Origin of the sequence: Nonomuraea maritima (assembly GCF_900100395.1) — a bacterium.
Taxonomy (GTDB): Bacteria; Actinomycetota; Actinomycetes; order Streptosporangiales; family Streptosporangiaceae; genus Nonomuraea; species Nonomuraea maritima.
The window spans coordinates 83,061-106,665 of the sequence record NZ_FNFB01000020.1 but is presented as its reverse complement, the minus strand read 5'-3'; the positions used below and the strand labels follow the sequence as shown (position 1 = coordinate 106,665).

The following is a 23,605-nucleotide window of genomic DNA, read 5'->3' as shown; positions in this document are numbered from 1 at the left end:
CCTCCGCACGGCGGATTCATCACGGCGCTGACCCGATCAGGGTCGTCTCACGAACTCCCAGATGTTCGTGTCCTCGGGCGGCTTCACCACCCGGTCACCAGCTAAGACAGCGCAGCTCGCCGAGCTGTGACAGCCGTGTGCTGTCACACACGGGAACGCTGTCCTGTCCTTGCCTGCCGGACGACTCGCGCAGCGACAGGAGCACGCCTTGCCGGCAGCCCGAACCCCCGGCCGCATCCGGGTACGGATGAACGCACGGCCCCTTGACGAGCCCCATCGCGCGTCGAGCCAGCTGGAGCTGCTGTTCGACCTCACCTTCGTGGTGGCGATCGCGGCCGTCACGGACCGGCTCGCGCACAGCGTCGCGGCCGGTCACGCCCTGGCCGGGCTGGTCCCTTTCCTCCAGGTCTTCTTCGCGATCTGGTGGGCGTGGATGAACTTCACCTGGTTTGCCTCGTCGTACGACACCGACGACGTCGCCTACCGGCTGCTGACGATGCTGCAGATGGGCGGGGCCCTCGTCATCGCGGTCGGGGCGTCGGCCGCCGCCGACCACTCCGACTACGCCGGTGTGACGCTCGGCTACCTCGTCATGCGGGCAGGGCTCATCGCCCAGTGGGTACGGGCCGGCGTCGAGCACCGGGCGGGCCGCCGTACCGCGTTGCGCTATGCCGGCGGCATCGCCGTCGCCGAGGCCGGCTGGCTGCTCCGGCAGGTGCTCGCGGACTCCGGCGCGCTGCCCGAGTCGTGGCAGCTGCCGTTCTTCCTCTGCCTGATCGTGCTGGAACTCGCGGTGCCGCGGTGGGCGGAACGGAGCGGGCCCACGACCTGGCATCCGCACCACATCGCAGAACGCTACGGCCTGTTCGCGATCATCCTGCTCGGTGAGGGTGTCCTCGCCGCGAGCCGGGGGGTGCGGGCCGCGCTCGACGTGGCGGAGCTCAGCAGCCCGTTCGTCGTCGTCGCCGTCTCCGGGCTCGTGCTGCTGTTCGCGTTGTGGTGGCTGTATTTCCTGGTCGAGGCGGGTGACGGGCTCAGGGAGCGCCGCCACCGCTCCTACGCGTGGGGGTACGTCCACTACGGCGTCTTCGCCGCCCTGGCGGCGCTCGGGGCCGGTCTGGAGGTCGCGGTCGAGCGGAGCGGGCACGCGCTCGCCGGCGCGCCGCAGGTGGCCGGTTACGCGGTCGCCGTCCCGGTGGCGGTGTTCCTCGTCCTGCTGTGGACGGTGCACCGGCTGATCGTGGTCCGGCCGGTGATCCGTCCCGCCGCGCTCGCGGGCTGCGTCGCCGCCGTCGCGGCGGCGCCGCTCGCCACGCCGTGGGTCGGCGTGGCGGGCGTGGTCGCGGTGATCGCGGCCGCGTGCGTCCTGCTGGTGGCCGTCACGGTCGGGACGGCGCCGGAACCGCGGTGATCTTGTCCGGGTTCATCATCCACATGACCCGCTCGATGCCGCGGTCGGAGGCGTCGATCGTGACGACCGCGAACACCGCTCCCTCGCGCAGCAGCACGGCGGAGGTCTGCGCGTTCGTGCTCGCGTACCGGACCTCGACGCCGGGCCAGAAGCGGTTCGCGAACGCCCTGACGTACCTGGCCACCCGGGTGGCGCCCGCCACGGGGAAGCGGGACGCGCGCACGACGCCGCCGCCGTCGGAGTAGCTCATCACGTCGGCGGCGAAGAGCTCCTCCAGCGCCGCCAGGTTGCCCGTGCGGGCGGCGGCGACGAACGCCGTCAGCAGCCTGCGCTGTTCCTTCGGCGACACGGGCGTGCGCCGCCCGGCCAGCACGTGCTTGCGGGCCCGGCTGACGAGCTGGCGTACGGTCGCCTCCTTCACCTGGATGATGTCGGCGATCTCCCGGTAGGAGTAGTCGAAGGCCTTGCGCAGCACGTACGCGGCCCGTTCGGTGGGGGTGAGCCGTTCGAGCAGGACGAGCACGGCCAGCTCCAGCGCCTCGCCCCGCTCCGCGCCGATGGACGGGTCGGCCCCGGTGTCGATCGGCTCGGGCAGCCAGGGGCCGACGTAGACCTCGCGCCGCACGCGGGCCGACTGGGCCGCGTTGATCGCGAGCCGCGTGGCCACTGTCGCCAGGAACGCCGCCGGGTTGTCCACCGAGGCGCGGTCGTAGCCCTGCCAGCGCAGCCAGACCTCCTGGACGAGGTCCTCGGCCTCGGCCACACTGCCCAGCATCCGGTACGCGATGCCGAACAGCCGTGGCCGCACGGTCGCGAACACCGAGGCGGCCTGTTCGAGGTCGTCAGGTTCGCCGGACCTGCTCGCCGGCACGGTTCCCGTCATGTCGTCGCCCCCCGCTCCGTCGTCCACATTACGTCGGCCGTCCGGCCGTGGATCATCCGGCCACCCCTCGTGAAGTTTTGCCCGGAAACCGTCACAAGCCAGGCAGCCGTCCTGTCTTAGCTGCGTATGAGCCGGGGACGGGCGGGTGCCGGGTGGCGCAGGGACCGCGCCCGCCCGCTCCCCTTACCGGACGTCTCACTCAAGCCACGTATGGAGTCACGCATGAACGCGTCGAGCGACGAGGACAACTTCCTGTACGAGCTCAAGATCGAGGTCGAGGCGGAGATCTCCCTCGTCGAGGCCAGCCGTCCGGAGGAGGAGGCCGAGCTGCCGGTCACCGACTGGCTGTTCGACCCGACGGAGGCCGAGCGCGAGCAGGTCGCGCTGCGGGGCCTGCTGGACGCGGTGGAGGCGCTGGAAGAGGACTCCATACCGGACGATCGACAAGCTTGAGCACACGGGTGCGGGGGACCATGCACACGAACTACCGGGCGGACGCCCTCGACCAGGCGGCGTCCGACTTTCTTGAACTGCGCCCGCGCCTGTTCGGCATCGCCTACCGGATGCTGGGCAGCGTGGCGGAGGCCGAGGACGTCCTCCAGGAGGTGTGGGTGCGCTGGCAGAACACCGACCGTGCGGGCGTCGAGCACCCGCAGGCGTTCCTGTCGCTCGTCACGACGCGGCTGTCCATCAACGTCGCCCAGTCCGCCCGCGCGCGGCGCGAGTCCTACGTCGGGCCCTGGCTGCCCGAGCCGGTCGACACCGGCAACGATCCCGCGCTGGGCGCGGAGCGCGGGGAGGCGCTCGAACTCGCCTTCCTGCTGCTCCTCGAAAGGCTCTCCCCCACAGAACGGGCGGCGTACGTGCTGCGGGAGGCGTTCGTCTACCCGTACCCGGACATCGCGGAGATCCTGGGGGTCAGCGCGGTCAACGCCCGCCAGCTCGTCAGCCGCGCCCGCAGGCGGCTGACCGCCGAGCGGCGCGAGCCCGTCGACCGGAGCGAGCACCGGCGGCTGCTGCGGGTCTTCCTCGACGCCGCCCAGACGGGGAACGTCGCCGCCCTGGAGGAGCTCTTCGCGGCCGACGTCGTCAGCAGCTCCGACGGGGGCGGCGTTCGCAGGGCGGCCCGCGTCCCGCTGGTCGGCCCCCTGCGCGTGGCGAGGTTCTACGCGGCGCTGGTGCCGCGGAACTGGAGCGAGGCCGACCTGTCCTGGGTGGAGGCGAACAGCCGCCCTGGGGTGCTGATCCGGCACAGCCGTACGAAGGTGGCGCTGCTCACCATCGACGCGTCGCCGCAGGGCATCCACCGCGTCATGTGGATCGGCAACCCGCACAAGCTCGGCGCGTACGAGCCGTCGCTCAGGAGCGCCTGACCTGGCCGCCTTCCGTGGCGGACGTCACATCCTGGCCGGCTGTCCGGTCTTTTCTCGCGACACCCGACGACAAGGGGACAACGTGCGGATCACCACGTTGAGCCACGCGCAGCCGCGCTCTGAAGGAGGCGGGACATGACCGAGGAGAGCGCGGGGACGCTCGCGGAGATGCTGGACGAGCGGCGGCGCCTGTTCGAGGTCGCGGTGTGGATGTCCGGTTCGGCGGAGGCCGCCGACGGGATCGTGCAGGAGACCTATCGCCGCTGGTACGCCCTCGACGACGCGGAACGGGCCGGCATCGCGGTGCCGCGGGCCTGGCTGACGCGTACCGCGGGGATCGTCTGCCTGGAACTGCTCGCCGACGGCGTCCCGTCCTGGCCGCCGCGGGGCGCCGTCCCTGACGTGCTCGCCGCCCCGCGTCCGGTCAGGCGCGAGCCGCAGGGCGACGTACGCGACCGGCACCACCGGGTGGTGAGCCGGTTCGCCGCGGCGTGCGTGCGAGGCGACGTGGCGGCGCTGAAGGAGGTGCTGGACGGTGAGGTCACCGTCGTCAGCGATGCCGGGGGCAAGCTCCGCGCCGCGGTGCGCCCGGTACGCGGCGCCGAGGCGGTCGCCCGGTTCGTCACCGTCATGCTGGCCGGTCAGCCGGACACCGACGTCGCCGTCGAGTCGGTGAACGGCAGGGCCGGGCTGGTCGTCCGCCGGGAGGGTCAGGCGGTGGCGGTGATCGGCATGAGCGTCGCCGACACCGGGATCACCGCGGTGTGGATCATGCTGAACCCCGACAAGCTACGCCACTGGCACCGTCCCTGATCACGCGCGCAGGCCGCCGGCGTCGAGCAGTGCGGCGGCCGTGGTGACGGCGAGCCCGTCGAGCCCCTGGGCCTGAACGACCGCGCGCGCGTTGCAGCCGTCGAACACCACGGTGAGCTGCCGTGCCAGGAGCGCAGGGTCCGTGGCGCCGCCGCGTCGGGCCTCCTCCTCGAAGAACGCGGTCAGCTGGTTCTTGGCCTTGCGGGCGACCGTGCTCGCCGGGTGCTCGGGCGACTTGACCTCCACCGCCGTGCTGACGAAGGGGCATCCGCGAAAGCCGGGCTCGGCCGCCGACTCCTCCAGGCGTTCGAACGGGTACAGGATCCGCTCCCGTGGCGACCGGCCGTCGCCGGCGGCGGGCATCAGATGCGCCGCCGTGGCCGGGATCCTGCGGTCGAGGCTGGCCGCCACCACCTCGTCCTTGCTGCCGAACAGCTGGTACATCGAGCGTTTGGACACCCCCGCCGCGCGGCACAGCTCCTCGACGCCCACGCCGATGCCCTCGCGGTGGAAGAGCTCGGCCGCGGCGTCGAGGAGGCGGTCGCGGGTGGATGTGCGGGAGGCCGTGTCCGTCATGCGTCCAGATTACTCCGGCTGTTGCGATCTAGAAACCGATCGGTTTACAGTGCTGGAAACCGATCGGTTTCCAATGGAGGGGTACGTTCATGACCAGCATCAAGGGCGCGGTGGCCTTCGTCACCGGCGGCAACCGGGGCATCGGCAAGTCTCTGGTGGAGGAGCTCTACGAGCGCGGCGCCGCGAAGGTGTACGCCACCACCCGCGACCCGCGCACGGTGACGCACCCGGACGCCGTCCCGATCGCCCTGGAGGTCACCGACCCCGCCTCCGTGGCGGCGGCGGCCGAGCAGGCCCAGGACGTCACGATCCTGATCAACAACGCCGGCGTCTCGGTCAGGGGCGACTACTTCGGCGAGACCCTCGACGACGTGCGCCAGGAGTTCGAGGTCAACTTCTACGGACCGCTGCACGTCACGCGGGCCTTCGTGCCGGTCATCGAGCGCAACGGCGGCGGACACATCCTCAACGCCCACTCGGTCCTGTCGTGGTTCACCACCGGGTCGTCCTACAGCGCCACGAAGGCGGCCCTGTGGTCCGCGACCAACTCGCTGCGCCTGGAACTGCGTCCGCGCGGCATCGCCGTCACCGGCCTGCACATGGGCTACGTCGACACCGACATGGTGGCGGACGTCGACGCCCCCAAGACGCCGCCGCGCGACGTGGCCGTCGCCGCGCTCGACGGCATCGAGTCGGGAGCGCACGAGGTGCTCGCCGACGACCTCACCCGCCAGGTGAAGGCCGCGCTGTCCGCCGACCTGGCGGCGCTGTACCCCGAACTGGCCGAGTAGGTTCTGAAAGCTCGTCAGTGATAGCGGTGGACCACCGCGTGGCCCTTGCCGCGACCGATGATCCACTTGTTGATCGGGGTGGTGACGAGGAAGGCCACCAGCAGTGACAGCGCAAGGGCGCCCCAGAACAGGGCGGAGGTCAGGGCGGCGTCCATGGCGCCGGGGACGGCGAGCATCACGCCGTTGTCGACGATCTCCATCACGATGATCGACACGGTGTCGGCGGCCAGCGCCAGCCTGATCGCCGTCCGCCAGTCAAGGCCCCTTCGGCGCAGCGGCACGAGGGTCAGCAGGTAGCCGAAGAAGAAGGCCAGCAGCACGGCCAGCGCGATCGAGGGGGCCGCGGTCCAGCCGAGCCAGGTGGCGATCACCAGCCCGAGGATCTCGCCGATGGCGCACCCGGTCAGGCAGTGCAGCGTCGCCGAGGCCGCCGTCCCCCATGACGCCTTGGGGGGTGCGTGCCCGTGCGGCTCGGTACCCATGTCGGCCTCCTCGCCCTAGGAACGGACCAGCCGGGCGATGGCGTCCGAGGCCTCCTTGATCTTGGCCTCCGCCTCGGGGCCGCCCTTGAGCGTGGCCTCCGCGACGCAGTGCGCCAGGTGCTCCTCGAGCAGCGCCAGCGAGAACGCCTTCAGCGCGCTGGTGGCCGCCGACACCTGCGTCAGGATGTCGATGCAGTACTTGTCCTCCTCGACCATCCGCTGCAGGCCGCGGATCTGCCCCTCGACACGCCGCAGGCGCATCGCGTGCTCGCGCTTGTTCTCGCCGTACCCGGTCATGACCGTCCTCCTCAGGGGTCGTACCTTGCAACACGGTACCCCCCTGAGGTATTTCGCGTCAGGACGCTAGGCGAGCCGGGGCAGGAGGGCGGCCACCGCGTCGTAGGTGCCCGCGATCGCGGAGGTGTCGGCGAGGCGGTGATGTTCGAGGCGAACGGCGCCGAGGTGCAGGATCTCGTAGAGCCGCGCGCGCCACGCCGCCGACGGGCTCAGGTCGCGCTCACCGTACGTCTCCCAGAACGCCACCCGCTCGTCCTGCTTGGCGGCGGCCATCCGGATCGGCCAGTCGGCGGCCGGGTCGCCCCATGAGGTGCGGTCGAGGTCGAACACGCCGGTGACGGTCGGCTCGTCGGCGTCCTCCGCGACCATGACGTTGACCGTCCACAGGTCGCCGGTGAGCAGGCGGGGCTCGGTGATCTCGTCCAGCACGGCGTGGTGCTCGGCGGCGATGGCCTCGGCCTTGCGCAGGTCGGCGGCATCGAGCGCCACCGCGTCGAGATCGGCCGCGATGTCGCGCAAGGTCCCGATCACGGCCCCGCTCCAGGTCTCGTACGCCGGCCCGGCCACCGGGCCGAACGCCCGGCCGCGCACCGAGTGGACCGTCCGCGTGATCTCTCCGAGCTGCCGGAAGAAGGCCGTCCAGGTCGGCCGCGGATGGCGGCGCAGCCCCTCGGGCGCGGGGACGCCGTCCAGCAGGGTCTGCACCAGGTAGTCACGGCCGACCAGCTCGTGCGACCAGTCGGCCGCGATGACCTTCGGCATCAGCGGGGCGATCGCCGTCAGGTACGGGACGGTGGCGTACTCGTTGCGCATGAACTCCCGCTCGGAGCCGAACTGGCGGTCCGGCTCGGGAGCGAAGCGCACGATCACCGGACGGGCCTGGTTCTCGACCGTGACGCGATAGGTGCTGTTGTACATCCCGAGCCCCATCTCGACGGCGGACACCACCCGCCCACCCGCGCCGAAGACCCGATGGCAGACCGCCTGCAGTTCCTCCGCGCTCACCGATTGCTGGAAAGCGTCCGCGGGCCGTTCGATCGGCTGAAAGTCCATCCGGACATTCTGGACGAGGCTCACCGTCCCCGCAGCCGGGCGAGCGCCTGCGGGGTGAGATGGCGGCCCAGCTCGGCGAGGAGCGCCACGATCCGGTCGACGTGCTCGGGGTCGTCGGTGCCCAGGGCGGTGGCCAGCGCGGCGTCGATCGAGGTCGATCTGATCTCCGCCACGCGGGGAGAGGCCTCGGGCGCGGGCCGGATGAGGACCCGGCGGCGGTCGCGCGGGTCGGGTTCGGTGACGACCGCGCCCGTCTCACGGAGCCGGGCGACCGCGCCGGACACGGCGCTCTGCGGGAGACCGGTCCGCGCGGCGATCTCGCCGACCGCGCTGCCGGGGTGTCCGCTCACGTCACCGGCCACGATGAGGACCGTACGGACGCTGGTGGAGTGCTGCCCGATGCCCTCGGTGGGCAGCGCCTCCTCGCCGATCTTCATCAGCACCCGTCCCAGCAGGAACAGCTCGACTCCGTTCATGCCCCGAAGATACATTATTTCTGATGCATCTGGCTTGATATATCAGAAATGATTGATTATGGTCCCTTCCGACGCTCCGAACCGAGAGGACAGCTCATGATGATCACCGACACGTCCGGACTGCTGCGCGTGCCCGGCGCCACGCTGTACTACGAGGTCCGTGGCGCGGGCCCGATCCTGCTGATCTCGCAGAGCGGCGAGGGGGGCGCCGGGCGCAGCACTGACCTGGTCGACCAGCTCGCCGGCGACTACACCGTGGTGACCTACGACCGTCGTGGCCTCTCGCGCAGCACCCTCGACGACCCCGCCAAGGCGGTGACGCTCGCCCAGCATGCCGACGACGTGCACCGCCTGCTCGCCGAGCTCACCGACGAGCCGGCGCTCATGCTCGGCTGCAGCATCGGCGCCTCCATCGGCTTCCACGTGCTCACCCGCCACCCGGGGCGGATCGGCACGCTCGTCGCCCACGAACCGGTGAGCCCGCGACTGCTCCCCGGCGACCAGCGCGCCCGCCACGAGCGGGAACTGGAGGAGATCCAGCGCGTCCACCGGACGGACGGTCTGCCGGCCGCTCTCGCGATGATCGCCGATGCCCTCGGCATCGACCCCGCCGACCCCGACGCCGAACCCGGCCTCACCCCGCAGCCGATGACCCCGCAGCGGGTGCGCGACTTCGGCTTCTTCATCGAGCACGAGTTCACGGCGGTCGTCCGCGACACTCTCGACATCGCCGCGCTCCGCGACGCGCCCGCCCGCATCATCCCGGCGGTCGGGCGCGCCACGCCGCACACCGTCTTCGACCGTACGTGCGCGGCCGTCCTGGCCGAGCTGCGCGGCACGGAGCTGCGGGAGTTCCCCGGCGGCCACAACGGCAACACCAGCCACCCTCGCGCGTACGCCACCGCCCTGCGGGCAGCCCTCGCGAACTGAGCTCCGGCCACTGAACGCCGTGCCACCCTGCCGCGAGCGGTGACTGCTGCACGATCGATGGGTGGCTGATCCCCTCCGGGTACGCGGACACGGCCTGCGCGACACATCGCCGGCAGACCCTGTCCGGCATGCGGAGTTCTGTGGCCTTCCTCCTTCTGCTGGGCTTGCTGCCCGGCTGCGCGCCCGAACCGATCGTCTCGGGGGCCGACGTGCCCGGTGTGCTCCTGCCGTGGCCGGCCGAGGGCCAGGCGGCGGTCGAGGTGGAGGGGATCGGCAGCCTCGGCGTCAGCGGTGACGGCGAGCCGGTGCCCATCGCCAGCGTGACGAAGGTGATGACCGCGTACGTGATCCTGCGGCGGCACCCGTTGCGGCCCGCCGACCCGGGCCCGCTGGTCACCGTCGACCGCACCGCCGAGGAGGAGTCGCACTCGCCGCAGGAGTCCACCGTCCCGGTCAGGGAGGGACAGCGGATCGGGCTGCGCCGCATGCTGGAGCTGATGCTGGTGCCGTCGGGCAACAACGTGGCCCGTCTGCTCGCCCGCTGGGACTCCGGCTCGCAGCAGGCCTTCGTCAGGCGGATGAACGCCGCCGCCCGCCGCCTCGGCATGGTCGGCACCACGTACACGGGGGCCAGCGGCAATGAGGACAGCACCGTCAGCACCGCGACCGACCAGCTCAAGCTGGCCTCGACGGCGATGCGGGACCCGGTGTTCCGCGAGGTCGTGGGGGAGGGCCACACCGAGCTCCCCGGCGACGCCCGGCGGTTCGCCAACACCAACACGCTGCTCGACAGGCACGGCGTCATCGGCATCAAGACCGGCTCCGGCACGGCCGCCGGCGGCAACCTGATGTGGGCCTCCCGCGTACGGGGACGGCTGGTCCTCGGGGTGATCCTCGGCCAGGCCGCGGGCACCGACCCGGTCTCCGGCAAGGAGGCGGCGCTCGCGGCGGGCGGGAGGATGACCGCGGCGGTCGAACGGTGGCTGCTCAGCTCGGATCGGTAGCGGGCGGGAGGCCGAGAGTGGCGACCGCGCCGCCGTCCGCCGCGTTCGACAGGGTGAACGTCGCCCCGATGACGCGGGCCTGGCCCATGGCGATGGTCAGCCCGAGGCCGTGACCGTGTCCGCGTTCCGCCGCTCCCGTACGGAAACGCTGCGGCCCCTCCGCGAGCAGGTCGGCGGGAAAGCCGGGACCGTGGTCGCGCACGACGACGGTCGTGCCGGACACGGCGACGTCGACGGGGGCGACGCCGTGGCGGTGGGCGTTGACGACCAGGTTGGCGAGGATCCGGTCGAGGCGGCGCGGGTCGGTCTCGGCGACGGCGCCGCCGGCGGCGGTGAACCGCACCAGGAGTCCGGTACGGGCGACGGACGCCTCGACGATGTCGGCCAGCGGCACCGGCCGCAGGTCGGGCCGCTCGGCGCCCGCGTCCAGGCGGGAGATCTCCAGCAGGTCCTCGACCAGGGCGCGCAGCACTCGCACGCGGTCGCGTACGAGGTCGGTCGCCTCGCCCTCGGCGAGCAGCTCGGCGGAGGTGATCAGGCCCATCAGCGGGGTACGCAGCTCGTGCGCGACGTCGGCGGTGAAGCGTTGCTCGCTGAGGAGCCGCCGCTGCAGCCCTTCCGCCATCGAGTCGACGGCGCGGGAGATCTCGTCGATCTCGTCGCCGCCGCGCGGCCGGCCGCCGATGCGGGCGTCCAGCTCCCCGTCGGCGATGCGCCGCGCCGTCCGCGCCACGCGGCGCAGCCGGCGGGTGGGCGGCTCGGCGACCAGCGCGGTGAGGGGGACGATGACGGCGAGTGTGCCGAGCGAGGCCAGCACGATGTGCCGGTCGAGCGCCCGCAGGCTCGCCATCTCGCCCCCCATCCACATCTGGACGACCAGCTCGCGCCCGCCGACGCGCGTGGCCCCCCACATCCACGGATAGTCAGGACGGCGGTCGTCGAACCAGTAGACCGCGCGGTCGGCGCGTGCGTCCGGCCCCCCGAGCTGCCGCAGCAGCTCCGAAGGGACGGGGTCGCTCGCCGCGATGTCCTGGGTGCCGTCCTCGGGGAGGGAGGCCAGGGCTTCGAAGGCGCGCGACCGGCCCAGCTCCATGGTGCGGTCGTAGGTGCTGCTGTGCACCAGTACGCCGATGGCCACCGCGACCGCGCAGCAGGCGAGGCCCACCAGCGTGGCGATCTTCCAGCGCAGCGACCGCCAGTTCAGCAACCCGTACGCCGCTCGTGCCCTCACCGGCGCAGCTTGTAGCCGAAGCCGCGGACGGTCTCGATGCGGTCCGCGCCGATCTTCTTGCGCAGCCGCTGCACGCACAGGTCGACGACGCGGCTGTCGCCGTCCCAGCCGTAGTCCCAGACATCGGTGAGCAGGGTCTGCCGGTCGAGCACGATCCCCGGATGGGCGGCGAACTCCAGCAGCAGCCGCAACTCGGTCGGGGCGAGCGCGACCGGACGGCCGGCCAGCGAGACCTCCAGGCCCTCCGGGTCGATGGTCAGGTCGCCGAAGACGAGCACGCCCCGGTCCTTCGCGGCGGCCGGCTCGGCGTCCGCGGTCTGCGCGGGGAACGAGGCCCGGCGCAGCAGTGACCTGATCCTGGCGACCAGGACGGAGGTGTCGACCGGCTTGACCACATAGTCGTCGGCGCCCGCTTCGAGACCCGAGACCACGTCCAGCGAGTCGCCGCGCGCGGACATCATGAGGATGGGCACCAGGCTCGTCTCCCTCACCTTGCGCGCCAGCCCGATGCCGTCGAGGCTGGGCAGCATCACGTCCAGGACGAGCAGGTCGTGCCGCTTGTCCTGGATCAGTTCCAGGGCGGTCAGGCCGTCGCCTGCCGTGTTCACGTGGTAGCCGTAGCGTTCGAGTGCCATCCCGACCGTCTTGCGGATCACTTCGTCGTCCTCGACGAGCAGGATCGAGACGGGAGGGAGCGTCACCGCAGAAACAGACATATCCCCTCAAATCATATGAAAAGGCATTCTAGCCACGAGTGCCGAATGCACCGCCTACCCCGCTCGACCTCACCACCGAAACACTCGCCTCGTGTCGCGATGCCGCCACCCCACGTCGCCCTCTGTGCGGCGATGCCGCCGCCCCACCTGGCCCTCTGTGTGGCGATGCCGCCGCCCCACCTGGCCCTCTGTGCGGCGATGCTGCCCCACCCACTTCACCATCTGTGCGGCGATGCCGCCGCCCTGCTTCGCCCCGGTGCGGCGATGCCGCCGCCCCACTTCATCGTCTGTGCGGCGATGCCGCCGCCCCACTTCATCGTCTGTGCGGCGATGCCGCCGCCCCGGTGCGGCGATGCTGCCCCATTCACCCCTCAGCCACGTGTCGGCGAGGTATCGACGGTGTATCTCCCCGCATCGCCGGCTGTCGCGCGTCCGTGGGGTGCAGCTCAGGAGCCGTGGGTGTGGGTGCTGTCGCGGATCTCTCCGCCCAGTTCGGCGTGGAGGTCGCCGAGGAGGGCCGGGGTGGCGACGACGGTCCACCGGTCGCCCACGAGGTACGTGCCCCCGTACGGCATGGCCGCGTCCAGCCAGGCGTCCCGGCCGGCCGGGGTGTCGAAGGTCATGATGGTGAACCGGCCCTTCGGCGACTGGCACACCACCTGGCGGTAGTCGGCGGCATGCCCCTGTTCCTCGGCATCCGGGCATCCCGCCGCGGCGACGATGCGTTCCATGCCCACCGATGGCCCCGGCTCGGCAGCCGTCGGCGCGTGACCATGACCGGCGGCGGGCGGGCCCGCCGTCGTCCGCGTGTGGTCGTGACCCGCGGCGGGCGACTCGCCGGTCGTCCTCACGTGGCCGTGACCGGCGGCGGGTGGATCGGAGCTCCAGACCGAACCGGCGAACAAGCCCACACCGAGGACGGTCAGGCAGCACGCGGCGATGGGTCGTAACCGATGCAGTGCACGTTTCACGTTCAGCCCAGGTGTCGTCGCGGATCTCACCCCTGGGTACGCGGCCACCCGGCCGGAGGTTCACGGCCAGTGCACCTCCGGTATCAGCCCCAGGAACCGCGCGTAACGCTCGAACGCCCGCTCGGCCTCCGCCCGGTCGCTTCCCCCGAGCGGCACGAGCGGCCGGACGGAGATCTTCACCTTGCTCTTCGAGACGGCACGCTTCCAGGTGGCCACGACCTGCCCGCCGCGCACCACGGTGGGCTGGAAGACCCCGTTCCCGCCGGGGATGATGGCCGCCTTGTGCTCGTCGGCGACCATGAGCGACCGGTCCTTGTAACCCAGCAGGTACTCGTCGAACCCCGGCAGCACGAGCAGCTCATCGCCAACCGGGGCCGGGGCGGTGGTGGTGACGGGGGCGTTGCCCGGTGGCACAGCGCCGGGTAAGGCGTCGCACGGTGATGCGGTGTCCAGGAGCGCATCGTCCGATGGCGCGGTGCCCAGGGCCGCGGTGTCCGCTGAGGCGGTGTCCGGTGGGGTGGTGTCGAGGAGGTCGGAGGCCAGGTAGGTTTCGAGGCCGTCGACGGTTACGCGGGTCAGGGCGTCGCCGGCTACGGCGATGCCGCGTTTGGCGTCGGCGGCGGTCAGGCCGGTCCAGCCCGCGAAGTCGTGCCGGGTGGTCGGCCCCCGGCCCCGGAAGAAGCGCAGGGCGATGATGCCGAGCGCCTCGTCGCGCTCCGGCCGGTGCGGGTCGGGGACCCACTCGTCCAGCAGCACGAAGCTCTGCTCGTTGCCGAGGTTGGGCGCGATGCACACCAAGCCCCGCTGGGCGGCGTGGCACAGCAGGTGGTAGCCGCGCGAGCCGCCCGCGTCGATGCCCTTGCGGGCGAGCACGGCCAGGCAATCCGACCGGCTCAGCCGCCCGCCGCCGGCCAGGGCCGTGCCGAGCGCGTCCATGGCCGCGGCGACGGTCTCGTCCGAGAGGCCGAGCCGCTCGCGCGCCCGCGCGGCGCCCTTCAGCATCCGTACGGCCATCAGGTCGAGCATCCAGCGGGCGTCGCGGGCGGGGACGAAGTGGATGGTGCCGCGCATCGGCCACGTACGCACAGCCTCGCGCCGCTCCAGCGCGGCGGTGACGTCGGCGGCGGTGTGCCCGGGCAGCCGCACGCCGAACGACCACAGCCCGCTGGCCAGGTCTTGCGCCTGCATGGCCCCCAGCCAGGTGACCACCTCGGCCACACTGGCCGCCCGGTGGGACGACGCCAGGAGCAACAGGCTGGACATCCGCAGATCGAGCGCCTGCCGGCGAGTGAGCTCCATGGACGAGGCCCTTCGGTTCGGCCGCCGGGATTTCCGACAGGACCTCAGCGTACGAGGCCCCACCGACAGAGGATCAAGAACGAGGTGACCGTCAACGCTCCCGGCGCCGAGCATCTTCCGTACGCGAGCTGGTCGCCCGCGGCGTGCTGGGTCACCTGGGTGACCATCCACTCCGAGCACGGGGCGGAGGCGTCCCACTGGCCGTCGCGCCCACCCGCGACGCTGCTCTCCAGCGCCCGGTACGAGGCGGACAGCACCTCGCGCCAGGCCGTGCACGCCGAGCGCGGCCCGGTGGGCGGGTACCGGCTCGGCCAGGGCGCGAAGATGCCCCCGCTGCTGCTCGACGACGACGAACGAGGCCGTGGCCGTGGCAGTGGCGCTCGCCGTCGGCCTGGCAGAGGACGGCTCCACCGGCATCGCGGACATCGACGCCAGTCTCACCCGGGCGCTCGCCGAGCCGCTGTGCGGAAGCTCTCGACGGACAAGTAGGACCGCCGATAGAGCGACATATCGATTAAATACGGACATAGATGGATGAATTACGAGAAAGTCAGCGCCCCAATCGCCCATGCTTAAACGTCAAATAGTGGTCGAAGTACCCCTTTTGGTTTTGACGGGCCGTTTGGGCTTGAAGAGTTAACTGAGAAGATCCGTATGGGTATGTCTGATCTCGTCTGGTAATCGCGAAATAGCGGATACCGGGATTTCGAGCAGGTCTACCCACGAACGGAAGAGCACGTGAATACTGAAAGTCGGCGGTCGCGGTCGCTTCGCCACGGGCGGCTCGCGGCACTAGTCCTTACCGGCGCGGTCGCCGGTGTCATGTTCATTCCCGTCGGCCAGGCAGTGGCCGGGGCGAGCGCAGGCTTCCCGGCCGTCGAGGCCGGCGGTCCGCCGCCGAAGCCGGCCAAGGCCGCTCCGGCGCCCAGGCCCGTCAGGGTGGTGAAGCAGATCCGGCGCGAGAAGCCGGTTCTCCTCCCGCCGCGGTCGAGGCGCTCCTGGCGGCACGACAACGTTGACGCCGTCGTCGACAACTACAACGACAACTTCAACCGAGAGGAGCGCAGGCACCGTCACTTCCCGCGCCACCACCACTTCCCGCGCTGGTGGGGCCCGACGCCCTCCATGACCGGCGCCACCACGCTTGCGGACGATGCTGGTCTGCAGAACAACATGGGCGACCTCGTCGACTGAACGGGTCGTGCACGGGCCGGCCGCTGAGGCCGCGATCGGTGCCGGGTGTGCAGTGCCCGCATCGTCACGGTGAAGCAGTAAGGCGCCGGCAAGCACCGGCGGAGCTGTCGCGGACCTCGTGTCCGCGGCAGCTTCGTCATGTGACGGACGTCCGAACTCGGCGCCGCCCCGAGAAGGTGCGTGGGCGGGGGCGCGCAGAGAGGGCGTGGGGAGGGGCACGTGTGGACCGGAAGGGCGCGGGCGGGTAGCTCAGGTCTTGACAGGGCGGCCCGATTGCCTCATACCTTGTCATATGAAGAGTTCTTCAGACGACCGGGTGTTGGCCATGGACCGGTGCACGGCGAAGGTGGTCGACGCCGACCGGGTCGCGGCCGTCTGCGAGCGCATGCCGGCGGCCGGCGACCTGGCCGACACCGCCGACGTCTTCGGCCTGCTGTCCGACCCCAACCGGCTCCGCCTGCTGGTCGCCCTCCTCGACGGTGAGCTGTGCGTGTGCGACCTCGCCGCGGTGACCGGGCAGAGCGAGTCGGCCGTCTCGCACGCGCTGCGGCTCCTGCGCGCGCACCGCATCGTCGCGGCCCGCCGCTCGGGCCGGATGGCCTACTACCGGCTCGAGGACCCGCACGTGCGCATGCTGCTCGACCTGGCTCTCGCCCACACCGAGCACACCGAGGCCATGCACCCGGAACGCGAGGGAGCCCCCTGATGGGCGCGGGTCACGGACACGGGCACGGGCACGCCGGGACGAGGCACCGCTGGCGGCTGGCCGTCTCGTTCGTGCTGATCGGCGCGTTCTTCGTGGTGGAGCTCGTGTACGGGCTGATCGCCGGCTCGCTCGCGCTGCTGTCGGACGCCGGCCACATGGCCGCCGACGTCGTCACGCTGGGCGCGGCGCTGGTCGCCACCCGCATCGCCACCCGCCCCGACACCACCGGCCGGCGCAGCTACGGCTCCTACCGGGCCGAGGTGTTCGCCTCGCTGCTGGCCGTGATCACGATGCTGGTCGTCGCCCTGTACGTGGTGACCGAGGCCATCGGCCGCATCGGCGGCCCGGCGGAGGTTTCCTCGGGTCCGATGCTCGTGGTCGGCGCCATCGGCCTGGCCGTCAACCTCGTCGCCCTGCTCCTGCTGCGCGCCGGCGCCGGGGAGAGCCTCAACGTCAGGGGCGCCTACCTGGAGGTCGTCGCCGACACGGCCGGGTCGGTCGGCGTCATCGTGGCCGGCTGGCTGGTGGCGACCACCGGCTCGGCCGTCTGGGACACCGTCATCGCCCTCGCCATCGGCGTCTTCGTCGCCGTACGCGCCGTCGCACTCGGCCGTCAGGTGTTCGCGGTGCTGGGCCAGCACGTGCCCGAGGGGGTGGACGCCACCGCCGTGGCCGCCGACCTGGCCGCCATCAAGGGCGTCCGCGACGTCCACGACCTGCACCTGTGGACGCTCACCTCCGGCATGAACGTCGCCACCGCCCACCTCGTCACCGCCGACATGGGCGAGAACCACGCCGTCCTCGACGAGGCCCGCGAGGTGCTGAGGCGGCGGCACGACATCGCCCACGCGACCTTGCAGGTCGAGCCCGCCGACCACCAGGGGTGCGACGAGCTCGGCTGGTGAAGGGCCGGGGCGGTCCAGGGGACCGCCCCGATCAGCGTCCTAGCGGACGCGGATGAAGACCGGGTTCGAGTAGAACCACAGGTCCTCCCACGGGCTCTCCTTGCCGTCGGCCTGCGGCTCCATCTCGTCGGTGCTGGTGCCACGGACCCGCAGGTAGCTGTCCTGGCCGACGTCGCGCAGGGTGTGCTTGATGACGTAGTCGTCGCCCTGACGACGCCAGTCGCGGGGGCCGAAGCGCGCCACGACCTTGGTGGTCGGGTTGGTGGCGGCGTCGAGGTCGGCGCTCACACCGGTGACCTGGCCGACGATCAGGTCGACGCGCCGCACCTCAGGGCGGTCGCCGTTGGCGTTCTCGCCGTCCAGCGGACGGAAGCGGATCTCCACCTCGACGTCGTTGCGGTTACGGCTGTTGACCTGCAGCGTCTCGCTCACCGTGGCCTTGCGGCCCTGGCTGCTCGCGGTGACGTCGAGCGCGGTGATCAGGTCACCGGTGGTGACGAAGATCCGGCCGTTGCGCAGGGCGTCCATGATGTCGCCGTAGTCCTGCCGCGCGGCCACGTAGGTCTTGCTGTACTCGCCGGGCCAGAAGTCGGAGCCGCCGCGCGTCCAGTGCACGTGCGAGTCGGAGGTGGCGGTGATCCACCAGTGCCGGCCCTCGCCCAGGAGGGAGTCCCACAGGCCGCCGACCATGGCGGTCATCTGGTCGAAGCCGCCGTAGGTGGGGTGGTTGCCGTAGCCGCCGCGGGCGCCGCCGTTGAGCGGGCCGGCCTGGTGGCCGGGCGCGCCCTCGAAGCCGACGTAGATGTCGGGGGCCGCGTTGTTGCCGTTGCGGAACTCGCGCGGGGTGTCCTGGCCCCAGACGCCGAGGCCTGTCGCCGAGCGCGAGGCGTGGTGCGCGATGACCAGCGGCTTCTGCCGCATGTCGCGGGCGGTCTTCAGGAACTCGACCATCTTCGCCTCGGTGTCACGGGCGGGGTCGGTCGGGAAGGCGTCGTACTTGGCGAAGCGGCTCTCCAGCTCGAACAGCTGCTTGGCCTCGTCGGCGTGGTGGGGGATCATCAGCGTGTGGTGGTCCAGGGCCGGGGCGTCGAGCTCCATGCCCCAGAACTGCAGGACCTCCGGCACCAGCACGCGCGAGCGCAGCAGGTCGGGGTAGGCCTGCTCCAGGTTGACCTTGGAGTGGGTGGGGCCACCGTGGTCGGTGCACATGGCCCAGGTCAGGCCGAAGTACTTCGCCATGATCGCGTTGGTGACGATCGGGTAGACCGCGTCCGCCCCCTTGTGGAAGGTCGGGGGGTTGGTCTTGGTGTCGAACTCGCCGCTGTACTCGGAGTGGATGTGGTGGTCGCCCGCGCGCCACATGCGTCCGTTGTTGCCGCCGTTGCCGAACTTGCGCTCGTCGTCGGCCTGGGCGGGGGTGCCGCCGACCAGGGGAGCGGCCGCGGCCAGGGTGGCGCCGACGCCGGCGTACTTGACCAGCCTGCGCCGCGAAAGCCCGGAGAGCTCGTTCTCTTCGGCCTTCTTGTTTCGCACGGTGAAGCCTTCCTGCTGGGTTTGGGGTGCCAAGCGACAAAGCTCCAAGAGAATCTTGAACACAGGGTGAAGATCGGCCGGGATGATCGAGAACAGTGTGTTGCCGGAGGTCTGGACCGCCCGCCGGCGCCGGTTTCCCGTCGCCCGCGCCCGCGCCGCCGAGGCGTCTTGAAGGCGAGTCCCGAAGCCGGGACGGGACCATACCGAGGGCGGCTGTAGGGGGCGCGGTATAAACGGTGAAATATCGTGATGCATCTGCTGTTGGAGGCCCACCAACGTGAGATCCGCCGAGCCGTCCGTGACCCCGCCCCAGCCGTCCGCGACCGACGCCGTCGTCCTCCCCACCACCCGCGACACCGCGATCTGGGGGTACTTCCCGACCGACCGGGCGCCGGTGCTGAGCGTGGACTCCGGCACGGTCGTCACGGTCGACGCCGTCAACCAGTTCGGCGTCCCCTCACCTGAGGGGCCGGTCGCCTACTTCGAGCGGCTCGGCGTGCCCGCCGGCGAGGTGCTGCCCGAGCTCGCCGAGATCGCGAAGAACCCACGCCCGGCGGGCTCCAGCGGCCACGTCATCACGGGCCCGGTCGAGGTGAGGGGGGCCGAGCCGGGCGACGTCCTGCAGATCGACATCATCGACCTGTCACCGCGCGTCCCGTACGGCGTCAACAGCAGCGGCCCCGGCAGCGGCGTCTGCGGCGACCTGCTCGACACCGCCTCGGTCCGCCTGCTGCGCCTGGACGAGTCCGGCAGCCACTACGACTTCGGGCACGGCATCCAGATCCCGTTCAAGCCGTTCGCGGGGATCATGGCGGTCGCGCCGCCCACGTCGGCCGGCTTCGTCTCCGCCAACCCGCCCGACCGCTGGGGCGGCAACATCGACTTCCGCGACCTCGTCGCCGGGACGACGCTCTACCTGCCGGTGTTCCAGCCGGGCGGGATGTTCTACGTCGGCGACACGCACGGCGCGCAGGGCCACGGCGAGGTCAACCAGACGGCCGTCGAGCACTCGCTGACGTTCACGGCCCGCTTCACCGTGCGCAAGGACCTCACCCTCCGGTGGCCGCGCGCGGAGAGCGACACGTACGTGTGGTGCATGGGCATCGACGCCGATCTCGACGTCGCGCTGGAGATCGCCGTCAAGGAGGCGGTGGGCCACCTGGTGGAGGCCACCGGCGGCGCGCTCACGGTCGCCGACGCGTACGCGCTGTGCAGCATCGCCGTCGACTTCGTCGTGGCCGAGGCGGTCGACGGCAACAAGGCCGTCGTCGCGTACGTGCCCAAGTCGCTGACGACGGCGCGAGGCTGAGGCAGCCGGCCCGCGGGGAGCGGGCCGGCGTGCGGCGGGTCAGGGAAGCTCGTGGTCGAGCCGGATCAGGTGGTCCTCGACCTCGCCGGTGTCCGCCCAACCGGTCGGCGACGCGGCGGGGTCGTCGTCGGCGGTGAGCCGGAGCCGCAGCCACGTGGGGCCACTGCCGATCGGCCGCGGCGTGACCCATCGCAGGGTCGCGACCGTCTCGCCCGCGGCCACCGACGTCCTGGCCCGCTCGTTGGGGTCGAAACGGCCGTCGCGGTCGAAGTCGATCCAGCCGGTGACGCTCGAGTCGGACCTGGACGTCACGGGCACGTCCAGCGTGTAGCCGCCCTCGTCGCGGGTGAGCTGCGTCCTGGTGGCGTCCACCGCGTCGTCGACGTCCGAGTCGGTGGCCAGCGCGCGCGGCGCCATGCTGACGGTGGCGCCGTGGTCGGCGGTCACGGTACGGCCCAGGTAGGAGTCGCTGATCGCGTGGGCGGCGGCCCCGTACGAGGTGGGCGCGTCGGAGGCGTCCTCGGTCAGCGACAGCTTGAACGCGGCCCACATCTGCGGCGTCGTCGCGCCGTTGCCCTGGCGTACGTCCCGCGCCCGCAGCCGGATCGTGAACCGGGTGAGCGTGCCCGACACCGTGACCGTGCCGCAGGTGTAGACGACCCCGCAGGTCGTGGACGGCGCGGAGTACACCCGCTGCGGCCTGATCGAGTCGGCCGTCACCATGTACCCGGGGAAGCCCGCCGCCTTGCTGAAGGACGGCCGGCCCGGCGATCCGCCGACCAGCTGGACCCCGGCCCAGTAGTCGTCGCGGTTGCGGGTGGAGGTGCCCGACGAGCCGCCCGTGCCGAAGATGTGCAGGTGCGGGTCGCGTACGGGCCTGGAGAAGACGAACGTGAGCTCGGCCACGTCGGTCCACGCGTCCGTCTTGGTGGCGAAGCCCTCGTAGAGGTCGACGAACCCGGCCGTCGCCTTGGCGTTGGCGGGGATGAGGTACTCGTCGTCGGGCGCCGAGGGGTCGGCCGGCGTCGCCTTGGCGGAGGTCACCCGGGTCTTGCCGATCATCGTCTTGCGCACGATCACCTTCACGCCCGACGGGGTGCGGCCCATGGCCGTCGCCGCCGAGTTGGTGAAGAGGGACGACGGCGTGTCGTCGGCGTGCGCCGCCTGGACGCAGGTCAGGGCGAAGGCCAGGGTCGAGCAGACCAACGTTCTACGAAATTTCATGCTTGATGCCCCCGATTACTGATGTGTTGCAATACAGAGCGAACCGTCAGCGCAGATGGCGTACGAGCCCCTGCGTCACCCGCCGGGCCGCGTAGTCGCAGCCGTACACGAACCTCATGGCCGGCCCGAAGGTCGCGGCGGCGGCCAGCCCCACCAGGTGCAGCCCCGCGACGGACGTCTCGAAGGCGGGGCCGAGCCGCGGCGTCGGGCCCGCCGCCGCCACGGCCCGCCGCAGGCCGTCGTCGAGGACGCGGAGCCTGCCGACGTCCACCCGGTAGCCGGTCGCGGCGATCACGTGTTCGGTGTCGAGCGTGGTCTCCGCGCCGGACCGGTCCCGCAGCCGCAGCCGCACCCCGTCGTGCAGCTCGGCGGCGGCGAGCGCGCTGCCGAGCGTCACCGAGACGGCCGCCTCGAAGCGGTCCCGCAGCCACCACGAGCCCGCGGGGCCGAGCGCGGTGTGCACCACATGGTCGCGGACGCCGCGCGGCAGGTGCCGGAACGCGCCCGGCACCCGGGCCCAGGCCAGCGAACGCCAGCCACGTCCGAGCCCCGAGCGCGGCGCGAGCAGGCGGGACGCCACGGAGGGACGCCCGTCAGGTGTGTCGTTCCACGCCAGCGCGGCCGTCCTCGCCACGACCCGGACCTGGGCCCCCGCCTCCGCCAGCAGCGTCGCGGTCTCCAGCGCCGCCTGACCGGCCCCGATCACGGTCACGTGCCGGCCCGAGAACCGGCCGACGTCGTGGTGGTCGGAGCTGTGCGTGACGGCCTCGGGCGGCAGCCCCTCCAGGGCGGCCGGCCGGTGCGCGAACGGCAGGAACCCCACGGCGAGGACGACGGTCCTGGCCAGCAGCTGCTCGCCCGAGGTGAGGGTGAGCGCGAACGACCCGCCCTCGACGCCGACGGACGCCACCTCCGACTCCTCCAGCGCCGCGCCGACCGCCCGCGCGTGGAACCACCTGCCGTAGTCGACGAACCGCTCCACCGGCACCGGATCGCCGTACCCGTACGGGTGGTAGGCGTCGAGCCCGTGCCGCCGCTCGGGGTCGGCGAGGTGCGACGCGTCCGGCTCGGACTTCAGCAGCATCCCGCGCGGCATGTGGTTCTCCCACGCCCGCATCGGAATGCCGAAGACCCGTGCCTCCAGCCCGGCGTGCAAGGCATGGGCGGCCACGGACAACCCGTAAGGACCGGCGCCGACGATCGCGACGTCGATGATCGGGATACGCAACTTTCCTCCACAGTGCTAATCGCCGGAGCGGGTGATCCGGGCGAGACCGCGCCTGATCGTCCGAGTGGCCATGGCCGCGAACGGGCGGGGGTCGTCGGGCGCCATCCAGGCCAGTTCGTCGGCCATGGCGAGCGCGGGCAGGGCCAGCGGGCCCGCGGTGAACAGCTCGTAGTTCTCCACCACGTACGTCCGGCCGTACGCCGCAGGGCCGCGCGAGGGCCGGTGGCCGGACAGGTGCAGGTGCGCGACACGAACCAGGTCCAGGCCGTCGGCGTCGGTGAACAGCCGGAACTGGGCGCCGAGGCGGGGGTTGCAGTCGAGCAGGTGGTAGACGTCCTCGGCCGGGTCGTGCCGGAAGTCGATGTCGAGGACGCCGCGGTAGCCGAGCTTCTCCGCCAGCGCGCGGGCCATGTCCTCGACCGCCGGGTTGCGCACCCAGCGCCCGTAGGTGGTGAGCCCCGCGCCCCTCGGGTAGGACCGCTCCTTGCGGCCCGCGCCGTCGTACAGGCTCTGGGAGTGCTCGTCGAAGTAGCCGTGGTAGAACCAGTCGCAGCCCTGCCCGCCCGGCACGTACCGCTGGAAGAGCAGGTCGCGGTCGCTCGCGTGCGGCAGCAGCCGCGCGAGGTCGCGAGGGTGGTGGACGAGCGAGGTGTTGCGCAGGCCGAGTCCGGACGGCAGCAGCCAGGGCTGGGCCCACTTGGCGACCAGCGGCAGCCCGAAGGCGGCGACGGCGTCGTCGGCGTCGCGCTCGTCGCGGATCAGCCGCGTCTGCGGCTGGGGGATCCCGAGTTCGGCACACAGCTCGGCCAGCAGCCGCTTGTCCGCGAGCACGCGCGGCAGCCGCGGCTCCTGCCGGGGCAGCAGGTAGTACGGGGCCAGCTCGTCGGCGTGCTCGGCGACGGCGATGGCGCTCGCGTCGTCCATCGCCAGCAGCACGGCCCTGCGGCCGATGTCGTCGGCCACCTGGAGCAGCGACCGTACGACGTCGCGTTCGTGCGGCCACGGGTGGACCCGGGTGAGGTACCGGGACCGGGCGGCCGGCTCGTCGTCGGAGCCGATCAAAGCGTGAACCTCCACGCCGGCCCTGCCGAGCGAACGGATGGCGCCGAGCGTCCCATGGTGGAACATGTTGGAGTCCAGCCGCAGTACGAGCGCCGGGACGGTGTGATCAAGCATCAATTACGTCCTGCTCCTTTGCGG

The 23,605-nt window shown here is 71.8% G+C and carries 26 protein-coding genes; 12 read left to right on the top strand and 14 right to left on the bottom strand.

The genetic code is table 11. The features are described 5' to 3' along the window. The first annotated feature begins 247 nt into the window (after positions 1–247). Positions 248–1,411: a low temperature requirement protein A gene (locus BLR04_RS27045; RefSeq protein WP_090770412.1), complete on the top strand. Its 1,164-nt coding sequence runs from the start codon at positions 248–250 to the stop codon at positions 1,409–1,411. Here BLR04_RS27045 and BLR04_RS27040 read toward each other — a convergent pair. Continuing rightward, positions 1,380–2,294 carry an RNA polymerase sigma-70 factor gene (locus tag BLR04_RS27040; protein ID WP_090770483.1) on the bottom strand — a complete coding sequence of 305 codons (915 nt, stop codon included), beginning with the start codon at positions 2,292–2,294 and terminating at the stop codon, positions 1,380–1,382. The genes BLR04_RS27045 and BLR04_RS27040 overlap by 32 nt on opposite strands. A 222-nt stretch (positions 2,295–2,516) precedes the next feature. Here BLR04_RS27040 and BLR04_RS27035 point away from each other — a divergent pair, with 222 nt between their 5' ends. The 3 genes from BLR04_RS27035 (at position 2,517) to BLR04_RS27025 (ending at position 4,480) form a co-directional block, all read left to right on the top strand. After that, a complete protein-coding gene (locus BLR04_RS27035) occupies positions 2,517–2,747 on the top strand; it encodes a hypothetical protein (protein WP_143022223.1) in 231 nt (76 codons plus the stop codon). After that, positions 2,744–3,667: an RNA polymerase sigma-70 factor gene (locus tag BLR04_RS27030; protein ID WP_245740570.1), complete on the top strand. Its 924-nt coding sequence runs from the start codon at positions 2,744–2,746 to the stop codon at positions 3,665–3,667. The genes BLR04_RS27035 and BLR04_RS27030 overlap by 4 nt, the downstream gene beginning before the upstream one ends. 135 nt (positions 3,668–3,802) lie before the next feature. Then, a complete protein-coding gene (locus tag BLR04_RS27025; RefSeq protein WP_143022222.1) occupies positions 3,803–4,480 on the top strand; it encodes a sigma-70 family RNA polymerase sigma factor family protein in 678 nt (225 codons plus the stop codon). Here the strand turns inward: BLR04_RS27025 and BLR04_RS27020 are convergent, their stop codons facing one another. Beyond that, complete coding sequence (locus BLR04_RS27020) at positions 4,481–5,056, bottom strand: TetR/AcrR family transcriptional regulator (RefSeq protein WP_090770406.1); 576 nt, start codon at positions 5,054–5,056, stop codon at positions 4,481–4,483. 89 nt (positions 5,057–5,145) lie between these two features. Here BLR04_RS27020 and BLR04_RS27015 point away from each other — a divergent pair, with 89 nt between their 5' ends. Next, positions 5,146–5,847, top strand: coding sequence for an SDR family oxidoreductase (locus BLR04_RS27015; protein WP_090770404.1), 702 nt, complete (start codon positions 5,146–5,148; stop codon positions 5,845–5,847). 14 nt (positions 5,848–5,861) lie between these two features. Here the strand turns inward: BLR04_RS27015 and BLR04_RS27010 are convergent, their stop codons facing one another. From BLR04_RS27010 to BLR04_RS26995, 4 genes are all read right to left on the bottom strand, one after another. Further along, positions 5,862–6,329, bottom strand: a complete 468-nt coding sequence (locus BLR04_RS27010; RefSeq protein WP_090770402.1) for a DUF4396 domain-containing protein — start codon at positions 6,327–6,329, stop codon at positions 5,862–5,864. Between the two features lie 15 nt (positions 6,330–6,344). Continuing rightward, a complete protein-coding gene (locus tag BLR04_RS27005) occupies positions 6,345–6,626 on the bottom strand; it encodes a metal-sensitive transcriptional regulator (RefSeq protein WP_090770400.1) in 282 nt (93 codons plus the stop codon). A 66-nt stretch (positions 6,627–6,692) separates the two neighbouring features. Continuing rightward, positions 6,693–7,679, bottom strand: coding sequence for a phosphotransferase family protein (locus BLR04_RS27000; RefSeq protein WP_090770397.1), 987 nt, complete (start codon positions 7,677–7,679; stop codon positions 6,693–6,695). 20 nt (positions 7,680–7,699) lie between these two features. Continuing rightward, a complete protein-coding gene (locus BLR04_RS26995; RefSeq protein WP_176903303.1) occupies positions 7,700–8,155 on the bottom strand; it encodes a MarR family winged helix-turn-helix transcriptional regulator in 456 nt (151 codons plus the stop codon). A gap of 96 nt (positions 8,156–8,251) precedes the next feature. Between BLR04_RS26995 and BLR04_RS26990 the strand changes: the two genes are divergently transcribed. Both BLR04_RS26990 and BLR04_RS26985 read left to right on the top strand, forming a co-directional pair. Further along, positions 8,252–9,085 carry an alpha/beta fold hydrolase gene (locus tag BLR04_RS26990; RefSeq protein ID WP_218129183.1) on the top strand — a complete coding sequence of 278 codons (834 nt, stop codon included), beginning with the start codon at positions 8,252–8,254 and terminating at the stop codon, positions 9,083–9,085. A gap of 128 nt (positions 9,086–9,213) precedes the next feature. Next, positions 9,214–10,089: a D-alanyl-D-alanine carboxypeptidase family protein gene (locus BLR04_RS26985; RefSeq protein ID WP_090770395.1), complete on the top strand. Its 876-nt coding sequence runs from the start codon at positions 9,214–9,216 to the stop codon at positions 10,087–10,089. Here the strand turns inward: BLR04_RS26985 and BLR04_RS26980 are convergent. From BLR04_RS26980 to BLR04_RS26965, 4 genes are all read right to left on the bottom strand, one after another. Then, positions 10,073–11,320, bottom strand: coding sequence for a sensor histidine kinase (locus BLR04_RS26980; RefSeq protein ID WP_218129182.1), 1,248 nt, complete (start codon positions 11,318–11,320; stop codon positions 10,073–10,075). The genes BLR04_RS26985 and BLR04_RS26980 overlap by 17 nt on opposite strands. Then, the gene (gene cseB / locus BLR04_RS26975) at positions 11,317–12,036 is read right to left on the bottom strand and encodes a two-component system response regulator CseB (RefSeq protein ID WP_090770390.1); all 720 of its coding nucleotides are present in this window, start codon (positions 12,034–12,036) and stop codon (positions 11,317–11,319) included. The genes BLR04_RS26980 and cseB overlap by 4 nt, the downstream gene beginning before the upstream one ends. A 446-nt stretch (positions 12,037–12,482) precedes the next feature. After that, positions 12,483–12,947 (bottom strand): hypothetical protein, encoded by a 465-nt coding sequence (locus BLR04_RS39945; protein ID WP_143022221.1) that lies wholly within the window; start codon positions 12,945–12,947, stop codon positions 12,483–12,485. Between the two features lie 120 nt (positions 12,948–13,067). Beyond that, positions 13,068–14,306, bottom strand: coding sequence for a winged helix DNA-binding domain-containing protein (locus tag BLR04_RS26965; RefSeq protein ID WP_090770386.1), 1,239 nt, complete (start codon positions 14,304–14,306; stop codon positions 13,068–13,070). 84 nt (positions 14,307–14,390) lie between these two features. Here BLR04_RS26965 and BLR04_RS41965 point away from each other — a divergent pair, with 84 nt between their 5' ends. The 4 genes from BLR04_RS41965 to BLR04_RS26945 all read left to right on the top strand — a co-directional run bounded on the left by BLR04_RS41965 (position 14,391) and on the right by BLR04_RS26945 (position 17,111). After that, positions 14,391–14,795 carry a hypothetical protein gene (locus tag BLR04_RS41965; protein WP_245740568.1) on the top strand — a complete coding sequence of 135 codons (405 nt, stop codon included), beginning with the start codon at positions 14,391–14,393 and terminating at the stop codon, positions 14,793–14,795. Between the two features lie 333 nt (positions 14,796–15,128). Then, positions 15,129–15,500: a hypothetical protein gene (locus BLR04_RS26955; RefSeq protein WP_090770384.1), complete on the top strand. Its 372-nt coding sequence runs from the start codon at positions 15,129–15,131 to the stop codon at positions 15,498–15,500. A 292-nt stretch (positions 15,501–15,792) separates the two neighbouring features. Beyond that, entirely contained in the window at positions 15,793–16,206 is a 414-nt protein-coding gene (locus tag BLR04_RS26950) for an ArsR/SmtB family transcription factor (protein ID WP_090770382.1), read from the top strand. Continuing rightward, entirely contained in the window at positions 16,206–17,111 is a 906-nt protein-coding gene (locus BLR04_RS26945) for a cation diffusion facilitator family transporter (protein WP_090770380.1), read from the top strand. The genes BLR04_RS26950 and BLR04_RS26945 overlap by 1 nt, the downstream gene beginning before the upstream one ends. A 39-nt stretch (positions 17,112–17,150) precedes the next feature. On the opposite strand, the gene BLR04_RS26940 is transcribed toward BLR04_RS26945, so the two are convergent. Beyond that, the gene (locus BLR04_RS26940; RefSeq protein ID WP_090770377.1) at positions 17,151–18,644 is read right to left on the bottom strand and encodes a CehA/McbA family metallohydrolase domain-containing protein; all 1,494 of its coding nucleotides are present in this window, start codon (positions 18,642–18,644) and stop codon (positions 17,151–17,153) included. Between the two features lie 277 nt (positions 18,645–18,921). Here BLR04_RS26940 and BLR04_RS26935 point away from each other — a divergent pair, with 277 nt between their 5' ends. Then, a complete protein-coding gene (locus BLR04_RS26935) occupies positions 18,922–19,953 on the top strand; it encodes an acetamidase/formamidase family protein (RefSeq protein ID WP_090770375.1) in 1,032 nt (343 codons plus the stop codon). A 39-nt stretch (positions 19,954–19,992) separates the two neighbouring features. Here the strand turns inward: BLR04_RS26935 and BLR04_RS26930 are convergent, their stop codons facing one another. From BLR04_RS26930 to BLR04_RS26920, 3 genes are read right to left on the bottom strand one after another with little or no spacing between them, the layout of a single operon-like run. Beyond that, the gene (locus BLR04_RS26930; RefSeq protein ID WP_143022220.1) at positions 19,993–21,177 is read right to left on the bottom strand and encodes a GEVED domain-containing protein; all 1,185 of its coding nucleotides are present in this window, start codon (positions 21,175–21,177) and stop codon (positions 19,993–19,995) included. Positions 21,178–21,223: 46 nt separating this feature from the next. After that, the gene (locus BLR04_RS26925; protein WP_090770370.1) at positions 21,224–22,405 is read right to left on the bottom strand and encodes an NAD(P)-binding domain-containing protein; all 1,182 of its coding nucleotides are present in this window, start codon (positions 22,403–22,405) and stop codon (positions 21,224–21,226) included. Between the two features lie 15 nt (positions 22,406–22,420). After that, positions 22,421–23,581, bottom strand: a complete 1,161-nt coding sequence (locus BLR04_RS26920) for a carboxylate--amine ligase (protein WP_090770367.1) — start codon at positions 23,579–23,581, stop codon at positions 22,421–22,423. Positions 23,582–23,605 lie beyond the last annotated feature (24 nt).